Here is a 9453-nt window from a genome sequence, read left to right as displayed (position 1 = left end):
GCGCCGCGAATGTCGAGATCGTGGCTGGCGAGCTGGAAGCCCGCGCCAAGCCCGTCGAGATCGCCCAATACCTTGAGCCGCTTTTCCGCCACTTCCGTCAGCTGCATGTCGCGCGGATAGGTGAGATAGGCATAGGCGCGCAGCTTGGCCCGCCCGACCCGCCCGCGCAGCTGGTAAAGCTGGGCGAGGCCGAAGCGGTCGGCGCGGTGGATGATAATCGTATTGGCCGATGGAATGTCGAGCCCGCTTTCGACGATCGTGGTCGAGAGCAGCACTTCGTATTTCTTCTCGTAGAACGCCGCCATCCGTTCCTCGACCTGGCTCGCGCTCATTTGGCCGTGGGCGGTGACGAAGCTCACTTCGGGCACATGGCTGTGCAGCCAATCTTCAACCTGCGCCATATCGGCGATCCGCGGGACGACGATGAAGCTCTGGCCGCCGCGATGGTGTTCGCGCAGCAGGGCTTCGCGCAGCACCATCTCGTCCCACTCCATGACGTAGGTGCGCACGGCGAGGCGGTCGACCGGCGGGGTCTGGATGGTCGAAAGTTCGCGCAACCCGGTCATCGCCATCTGCAGCGTACGCGGGATCGGCGTCGCGGTCATGGTCAGGACATGCACATCGCTGCGCATCTCCTTGAGCCGCTCCTTGTGCTTGACCCCGAAGCGCTGCTCCTCGTCGACGATCACCAGTCCGAGATTTTTGAACTCGACCTGTTTCGAAAGCACCGCGTGGGTGCCGATCACGATATCGACCGTCCCGCTCGCGATTCCCTTGCGGGTCTCGCCCGCTTCCCTGGCGCCAACCAGCCGCGAAAGCCGCCCGATCTTCAAGGGGAAGCCCTTGAAGCGCTCGCTGAAATTCTCGAAATGCTGGCGGGCGAGCAGGGTGGTCGGCGCGACCAGCGCGACCTGCCGGCCTTCCATTGCCGCGACGAAGGCGGCGCGCAGCGCGACCTCGGTCTTGCCGAAGCCGACATCGCCGCACACCAGCCGGTCCATCGGCTTGCCGAGGGCGAGGTCTTTCAGCACGTCGTCGATCGCGTGGTCCTGGTCCTCGGTTTCCTGCCACGGAAAGCGTTCGACGAACTGGTTGTAGGCGCTTTCCTCTGCCTGGAGCACCGGTGCCTTGCGCAATGCGCGCTCAGCAGCGGTCCTGAGCAATTCCCCGGCGATCGCCCGAATCCGCTCCTTGAGCCGCGAGCGGCGCTTCTGCCACGCTTCTCCCCCGAGCCGGTCGAGCTGGACCACCTCGTCGGACGAGCCGTAGCGCGACAGGACGTCGATATTCTCGACCGGGATGTAGAGCTTGTCGCCCCCGGAATAGGCGAGCATCACGCAATCGTGCTGGCTCTGGCCGACCGCGATCGCTTCGAGGCCGACATATTTGCCGATCCCGTGATCGACATGGACCACGAGGTCACCTGAATTGAGCGCCGATAGTTCGGCGAGGAAGGCGTCGGCATCTTTCCTGCGCTTGCGGCGGCGGACCAGCCGATCGCCGAGCAAATCCTGTTCGGTGATGACTTCGAGTTGGTCGTTGGCGAAGCCGGTCTCGAGCGGGACGACCATCGCGACCGGCGCGCCCCTGGAGGACAGGCCGAGCGCTTCCTGCCAATTGTCGGCGAGCAGCGGGGTCCTGCCAGTCTCGCCGAGGATCGCGGCGATGCGCGCCCGCGAGCCGGTCGAATAGGCGGCGATCAGCGGGCGCTTGCCCTTGTTGCCGAGCGAGGCGAGGTGGCGGGCGGCGACCTCATAGATATTGTCGCCGCGCGCGCGCTCCGGCGTGAAATCGCGCGCGCTGGCGAAACCGAAATCAACCACCTTCTCGCTCGCGGGTTCGGTGAAGATGACACTGCGGTGGATTGGCCAATTGGCGAGGCGCTCGGTCCATTCCTGTGTGGTCAGGTACAGCGCGGAGGTTTCGAGCGGGCGATAGCTTCCGGCGGCTTGCCCGGCAGTCTCGCTGCGCGAGCGGTGGTAGTCCCTGATGTCCGACAGGCGCTCCTCGCCCGCACCGAGCGCGGCCGAATCGATCACCAGCGTGTCGTCGGGTGCAAGATGGTCGAACAGCGTGGTCAGCCGGTCCTCGAACAGCGGCAGCCAATGCTCCATCCCAGCGAGGCGACGCCCGTCGCTGACCGCCTGGTAGAGCGGGTCGCCGGTGGCATTGGCGCCGAACAGCTCGCGATAGCGGGTGCGGAAGCGCTTGATGCTGTCTTCGTCGAGCAGCGCTTCGCTCGCCGGGAGCAGCAAATGGCTATCGACGGTTCCGGTGGTCCGCTGGGTCGAAGGATCGAACAGCCGCAGCGATTCGAGCTCGTCGCCGAAGAAATCGAGCCTGAGCCCCTGTTCGAGCCCCGAGGGGAAGATATCGAAGATCGAACCGCGGACCGCGAATTCGCCGGCATCGACCACCGTATCGCTGCGCGAATAGCCCTGGCGCTGAAGCAGTGCGGTGAGGCTTTCATGCCCGATCGTCATTCCGGGTTTGAGTTCGCGTACGCTTTCGCGGATCCGGAACGGGCCGAGCACGCGCTGGAGCACGGCATTGACGGTCGTCACGAGCAGCTGCGCCGCTTGCGTGTCCTGTTGCAGCCGATGAAGCGCGGCGAGCCGCCTGGCGCTTACGCCGAGCGCCGGGCTCGCCCGGTCATAGGGGAGGCAATCCCAGGCCGGGAATTCGATAATTTCGATTTCGGGGGCGAAGAAGCCGGCGGCATCGCTGACCGCGCGCATCGCGGCATCGTCGGGCGCGATGAACACCGCTCTGCCCCCGCCTGGCTTTTGGCAAGTCGCACGGGCAAGGTCGGCCAGCACCAGCGGCTGCGCCCCGCGCGCCACCGAGGACAGGGTGAGCGGTTGCTTCGCCTTCAAAATGCGTTGGAAATCGGTCATTTAGCTCTTCGTCTTGCCGCGCGGGCGCATGCGCGATTGCCCGTTGGCGCGAATTGGATGCGCTAACGGGTTATCGGATTCGAGCGCGTCTCTAGCCATTCGCGCGGACGCTGTCGAATTCTCAGATTTTTACGTAGTCGAGCCTTTGCATGGCCTGCATCTGCGGGCCGTCGAATGCATCGGGAACCGGCTGCGTCCCGAGCGCCCAGGCCATCACCTCGACATCGTCCTCTTCGAGCAGCGCTTCGAACCAGTCGAGCGCTGCATTGTCCCACTGCGCGTGATGGGCGTCGAAGAAGCCGCCGATCATGTAATCCGCCTCGCGCGTGCCGCGGTGCCAAGCGCGGAACCTGAGGCGGGCGAGGCGGGTCGCGGTCATTTCGCGCGCAGCGCCTCGACGATCTCGGGGCCGCTCTTTCCGGCCAGGTCCTTGGATAGTTCACCAAGCAGCGCGTGCTGGGTCTGCTTGTGATAATGCCTGCGCAATTCGCCGAGCGTGCGCGGCGCGGCGATCACTACCAGGTGCTCGATCTTGTGGCCGAGCACCTCGTGGTTCAGCCAGGCCGCCACCGCGGCGGCGTGGGCGTCTTCCTCGAGCAAATGCGCTTGGGGATTGCCCGCGCTCGAATAATGGTGCGTCCCCGAACTCTTGTCGTGCTCGTCGAGTTTCGGCGCGGGCAGGGCTTCGAGCCGAGGCTCCATCTCGTTCCCGCTATTGCGGAACAATTCGAATTTCTTGCCGTCGACTAATGCGATCACGGTCTTGTGGGGAAGCAGCATGCGGTCTCCTGTGGGTCCTGTTCAGACGGGCTCCTAGCAAGATTCGCGGTCCGTTTCATGCGCAGAGTCAAATCTGGCAGGGAAGTTGCGAATGCGGCTATGACAGTGCCATGCGGCCCGAGATCCTCAATCCCCTGTTCGTCGAGAGCGAGGCGCTCGAAGGCGTCGGGCCGAAGCTGCGCAAGCCGCTCGAAAGGCTGGGGCTTATGCGGATCAGGGACCTTGCCTATCACCTGCCCGACCGGTTCGTGCTGCGCCATGCAGTCGACAATCTCGACCAGGCAAGCGTCGGCGAGCAGGTCGTCGTCGCGCTGACCCCGACCGAGCACCGCGCCGCGCGCAACAATTCCGGCCCCTACCGCGTGCTGGCGCAGGATGCGCTCGGCAATATCTGCGCGCTGACCTATTTCGGGCGCGCGAGCTACACCGCCAGGAAGCAGCTTCCGGTGGGCGAGAAGCGCTGGGTCGCGGGCAAGCTCGACCAGTACGGCCAGATGCTGCAGATCGTCCATCCCGACCATGTGGCGGAGGAAGGCAGCGCGTTGGCGGGCAAGCTGGTCGAACCGGTCTACAGCCTTGCCGAAGGGCTGACCCAGCCGAAGATCGCCGGGTTGGTCGCACAGGCGATGGCACGGATTCCCGAATTGCCCGAATGGATCGAACCGGGGCTGATGGAGCGGCAGAAATGGCCGGCGTGGCGCGATGCGCTGGTGCTGGCGCATCGCGACGAGCACGCCGCGGCGCGCGACCGCCTGGCCTATGACGAAATCCTCGCCAATTCGCTCGCGCTGATGCTGGTCAGGGCGGACAACCGCAAGCGCAAGGGCCAGCCGCTCAAGGGCGACGGTTCGCGGCGGGCAAAGCTCGACCTGCCCTGGCCGTTGACCGGGGCACAGCAGCGTTCGATCTCGGAAATCGAAGGCGACCTCGCGCAGGATTCGCCGATGCTGCGGCTGCTGCAGGGCGATGTCGGCGCGGGCAAGACCGTGGTCGCGCTCGAGGCGATGTTGGTCGCGGTCGAGGCCGGGGCGCAGGCGGCGCTGCTCGCCCCGACCGAGATCCTTGCCCGTCAGCATTACGAGACCCTGCGCCAGCTGGCCGCGCCGACCGGGGTGACCATCGCGCTGCTGACGGGCCGCGACAAGGGCAGGGCGCGCGAGAGCATATTGATGGGTCTGATGAACGGTACGATCGATATCTGCGTCGGCACCCATGCGATCTTCCAGGAGTCGGTGGGCTACCACAATCTCGGCCTGGTGGTGATCGACGAACAGCACCGCTTCGGGGTCGGCCAGCGGCTCATGCTGACGCAAAAGGGCAAAGTCACGCCGCATTGCCTCTCGATGACCGCGACCCCGATCCCGCGCACGCTCACCCTCGCGCAATATGGCGAGATGGACGTTTCCCGGCTCGACGAGATGCCGCCGGGGCGCAAGCCGATCGTCACCCGCGTGGTCGCGCTCGATCGCCTGGCGGAAGTCGTCGCGGGAATCGAGCGGCACCTCCAGACCGGGCAGCAGGCGTTCTGGGTCTGCCCGATGGTGCATGACAACGAAGCGGCCGACCTTGCCGCAGCCGAGGCGCGGTTTGCGGCGTTGAAGCAGCGGCTCGGCGATGCGGTGGTGCTGGTCCACGGCCAGCAGAAGCCCGAGGTCAAGGACGCGGCGATGGAACGCTTCGTTTCGGGCGCGGCAAAGCTCATGGTCGCGACCACGGTGATCGAGGTGGGGGTCGATGTGCCCAATGCGACGCTAGTCGTGGTCGAGCAGGCCGAGTATTTCGGGCTTGCCCAATTGCACCAGTTGAGGGGCCGGGTCGGGCGCGGGTCGGAACAGGCGGTGTGCCTGTTGCTGCGCGGGGAGGGCCTGTCCGAGACCGCGCGCCGGCGGCTTGCCCTCATGCGGGAGACGCAGGACGGATTCCGGCTGGCCGAAGAGGACCTCAAGCTGCGCGGCGGCGGCGAACTGCTCGGCACCCGTCAATCGGGCGACACGCCGTTCCGGATTGCATCGCTCGAACAGCTCCAGCGCCTGCTCCCGCTGGCGCATGACGATGCACGGCTGCTGGTCGAGCGCGACGGGGGCTTGGCCTCCGAACGCGGCGCGGCGGCGCGGATCCTGCTCTATCTGTTCGAACGCGATTGGGGGGTGCAATTGCTGCGGGGCGGCTAGCGGCTGCTGACCGCTATTCACCGCCGTCAGGCACATCGAGGTCGATCACGTTTCCATCGGTGTCGAGCGTGAGCGTCCAGCCGCTCTCGTCAACCGGGTTGCGATTGTTTTCGGCGCAGGCGTAGTCCCACATATTGGTCCCGTCCGGATAGCGGGAAAACAGGATTCGCACCGGGAATGGGCGGGTCAGCGCCACAGGATCTTCGAGCACCAGCGAAACCATCAGGCGACCGTCTTCGATCTGCTCGATCGTCGTGGTTACCCTTAGCTGGTCGCTCATGACCACGCCCTGCCGCCCGAGGATGACCTGCCCGACGCCGTTGAGACCGATGGTGTCGAAATGGAGTTTGTCGCCTTCCCAGTATCCTACGCTGTGGCCGGTATAGGTGTTCCACATCTCGTCGGCGGGCGGATGATCGCGCCCGTCGGTATAAATCCGCACGATATTCGGCCCGTTTTCGCTCAGGATCCAGGTTTGCTCGGGCCGAACGACAAACTCGTATCCGTCGGGCGTCACAAGCATCCTTGGCCATCCGGCGGGTGTACCGCATACGGTCACCGGATCGGGATAAAGGCCCTCCGCGATGCGCTTCAGATTGGCCTGGTAGATCGCCTCGAATTCAGGTGTGTAGGGAGGGTGCCAGCGTGGATCGTCGAGCGGTGGGCTGCCTTCCTCGATCGGGGCATCCGGCGCGGTGTAGTAAAAGGTCCCGGACTCCCGATACCAGGTTCCGCTCCAGTCGGGCTCGGCCCGGGCGGGGACGGCCAGGGCAAGCAGAGCCGCAATCCACGACAGAGATAGTCCAGGTTTCACTGTGCGTCCTCCCGACTGTTTTGCAGCCCGTCCACGAAAGCTTTCATCCAATCCGTAAGGATCGTGTCATCCGTGCCGATCGCATAGCTCGAAGAATAGTGGTTGTGTCTTTCAAGCCGCAAGGTCTGGGGGCAGTGCCCACGCTCGCACAGCGCCTTCGCATAAGTCGCCATCTTGCCTTCGACGAAGGGCAGTTCGAATTCCACTTCGACCAGGAGCAGCGGGACTGCGATCTGCGCCAATCGATCGAGTCGGTATTTGTCGGGCTGGCTTGAGAAATACACGTGCTCCTCGCCCTTGAGGTCGTAATCGCCCGAAATCAGGATCGCCCCGGCGACCTGCGTCGCCGGCCGGTTGGCGAGGTAGGCCGCGACATGGCCCGCGCCGGCCGATTGCCCGACGAGGACGATGCGCTGCGGATCGGCATTGAGGCGCTCGGCATGGGCGGTTGCCCAATCGAGCATGAGCTGGATATCTTCCTGTCCGGCGGGATAGAGATTGTCGGGCGCAAGGCGGTAATCCATCACGATCCCGGCATAGCCGCTCTGTGTCGCCCATAGCATGACGTTGTCGTAGAAGATCGACCCGGCCTCTCCCCGGCTGCCGCGGACGAATCCTCCGCCGGGAAGGAACACCACCAGAGGCGAGCCTGGCTCGCTGGCGGCCCAGATATCCATCAGCTGGCGAGGATCGGGACCATAGGCAATCCCGCGCTCGGTCGCGGCATCCTCGGGCGCGCCCGCGTGCAGCGGTGCATAGATCGCCCGAGTTTGTGCCGGGTCGAGATCCTTCATCGATTCGGCCGCGTTCGCAGCCGCGCCTGCCGCCACCAGACCCATCACCGCGCCACACAAACCCGATCGCATCGATCCACTCTCCCGACCCCTTGGCCAATTCTAGGCTTGAGGAATTCACTAAACAGAGCCAGACGAAAGTATCGACCGGCGCGAGAGGCTTACGAAATGAAAACGAATGCACCAAGGCCAATCGCACTTGTTGGGCTGCTGGCCCCGTTGATGCTCGCCGGGGCGCAGCCCGCCTTCGCGCATCACAGCACGGCGATGTTCGACGCCTCGAGGACGGTACTGTTGACCGGGACGGTCAAGGAATTCCAATGGACCAATCCGCATTGCTGGATCCAGATCAATGCGGAGCCGGCCGACGGCAAGCGCGCCCGCGAATGGAGCATCGAGCTGGGCAGCCCGAACACGATTTCGCGTGGCGGCTGGAAGCGGACGACGCTGGTTCCGGGCCAGAAGGTGGCGATGATCGTCAATCCGATGCGCGACGGCTCGCCCGGCGCTGCCCTGGTCAGCGTAACGCTGGAAGATGGCACAGTGCTTGGTCCGCAGGGGCGGCCGGTGCCGAAGGAACTCGCTGCACCTGTGCCCCGCTAGGCAACCAGCCAGTCTTCCGGTCCGGGCCGCAAAGAGCGGCTCTTGCGTGGCGGATGAGTTAAAGGACTGGCGCCGGCCGCCATCCTTCCCATATGAAGGGCGCCAAACCCAACCACACCAAAGACAGGATGCCCCATGTCGACTTCCACCCTCACCGCCGCCGACGTTTCGAAGGATATCGAGCGCGTTTTCGCCCTCCAGCAGGCCCATCAATGGGATGTGAAAGCGTCGAGCGCGGAAGAGCGCAAGGCCAAGCTGCAAAGGCTGAAGGACGCGGTCGAAGCCCATGCCGACGACATCGTCGCCGCGGTGCTGGAAGACACCCGCAAGCCCGAAGGCGAGATCCGCGTCACCGAAGTGATGAATGTGCTCAACAACATCCAGCTCAATATCGACAGCGTCGAGGAGTGGATGAAGCCGACCATGGTCACGCCGACCAACAATCCAAACGACAAGGCGATGATCGTTTACGAGGCGCGCGGCGTGTGCCTGGTCCTTGGCCCATGGAACTTCCCGCTCGGCCTGGTGCTGGGTCCGGTGGCGGCGGCGGTGGCGGCCGGCAATTGCTGTATCGTCAAGCTGACCGACTTGTGCCCGGCGACCGCCAGGATCGGCAAGAAGATCATCGAGGAAGCCTTCGACGAGAACGAGGTCGCGCTGTTCGAAGGCGATGTCAGCGTCGCCGAAAAACTGCTCGAACTGCCGTTCAACCACATCTTCTTCACCGGCAGCACGCGGGTCGGCAAGATCGTGATGGCCGCTGCCGCCAAGCACTTGGCCACCGTCACGCTCGAGCTCGGCGGCAAGTCGCCGGTGATCATCGACAAGGGCGCGAATATCGAAGCGATCGGCGCCGCGCTCGCCGGAGCAAAGCAGTTCAACGGCGGGCAGGCCTGTATCTGCCCGGACTACGTGTTCGTGCGCGAGGACGAGCAGGACCGGCTGGTCGAGGCCTTCCGCAGCAATGTCGAAAAGAATCTCTACGAGAACGGCACGATCAAGAAGGAGGCGATCGCCCAGATCGTCAATGAAGGCAATTTCAACCGCGTGAAGGGCCTGTTCGAGGATGCGGTGGAGAAGGGCGCCAAGGTCGCCGTGGGCGGCGAGCTCGAGGAGAGTGACCTCACCATCCACCCGACAATGCTCACCAATGTCACCCCGCAGATGAAGATCCTGCAGGAGGAGATCTTTGCCCCGATCCTGCCGGTGATGACATACGACAATCTCGACCAGGTGATCGATTACATCGAAGCGCGCGACAAGCCGCTGGCGCTCTATGTGTTCAGCCCGGATGAAGGCAATGTCGAAAAGGTGCTGCAGCGGACCTCGTCGGGCGGCGCGACCGTCAATGGCGTGTTCTCGCATTACCTCGAAAATCGCCTGCCCTTCGGCGG

General features: G+C 64.6%; 8 protein-coding genes. 3 read left to right on the top strand and 5 right to left on the bottom strand.

Annotated elements, in window-relative coordinates; all coding sequences use genetic code 11:
• From mfd to AC16XC_RS09865, 3 genes are all read right to left on the bottom strand, one after another.
• Positions 1-2897 (bottom strand): transcription-repair coupling factor (gene mfd / locus AC16XC_RS09875; protein WP_484034486.1); only part of this gene is annotated, 2897 nt, incomplete at its 3' end.
• 121 nt (positions 2898-3018) lie between these two features.
• Entirely contained in the window at positions 3019-3276 is a 258-nt protein-coding gene (locus AC16XC_RS09870; RefSeq protein ID WP_484034485.1) for an FAD assembly factor SdhE, read from the bottom strand.
• The gene (locus tag AC16XC_RS09865) at positions 3273-3677 is read right to left on the bottom strand and encodes a baeRF12 domain-containing protein (protein ID WP_484034484.1); all 405 of its coding nucleotides are present in this window, start codon (positions 3675-3677) and stop codon (positions 3273-3275) included. Before AC16XC_RS09865 ends, AC16XC_RS09870 begins: the two co-directional genes overlap by 4 nt.
• Before the next feature lie 110 nt (positions 3678-3787).
• Between AC16XC_RS09865 and recG the strand changes: the two genes are divergently transcribed.
• Entirely contained in the window at positions 3788-5848 is a 2061-nt protein-coding gene (gene recG, locus AC16XC_RS09860) for an ATP-dependent DNA helicase RecG (protein WP_484034483.1), read from the top strand.
• Positions 5849-5861: 13 nt separating this feature from the next.
• Here recG and AC16XC_RS09855 read toward each other — a convergent pair whose 3' ends face one another.
• Together AC16XC_RS09855 and AC16XC_RS09850 are read right to left on the bottom strand one after the other, a co-directional pair.
• Positions 5862-6662, bottom strand: coding sequence for a hypothetical protein (locus AC16XC_RS09855; RefSeq protein WP_484034482.1), 801 nt, complete (start codon positions 6660-6662; stop codon positions 5862-5864).
• On the bottom strand, positions 6659-7528 hold the full coding sequence (locus AC16XC_RS09850) for an alpha/beta hydrolase (RefSeq protein ID WP_484034481.1): 870 nt from the start codon (positions 7526-7528) through the stop codon (positions 6659-6661). Before AC16XC_RS09850 ends, AC16XC_RS09855 begins: the two co-directional genes overlap by 4 nt.
• Positions 7529-7624: 96 nt before the next feature.
• Here AC16XC_RS09850 and AC16XC_RS09845 point away from each other — a divergent pair, with 96 nt between their 5' ends.
• A complete protein-coding gene (locus AC16XC_RS09845; RefSeq protein WP_484034480.1) occupies positions 7625-8059 on the top strand; it encodes a DUF6152 family protein in 435 nt (144 codons plus the stop codon).
• Between the two features lie 135 nt (positions 8060-8194).
• On the top strand, positions 8195-9453 hold a 1259-nt coding region (locus tag AC16XC_RS09840), incomplete at its 3' end, for an aldehyde dehydrogenase family protein (protein ID WP_484034479.1).

Source organism: Candidatus Andeanibacterium sp. (assembly GCF_057143545.1).
Note: the sequence above shows the minus strand (reverse complement) of the source record. Positions and strands in the feature narration are given on the sequence as shown.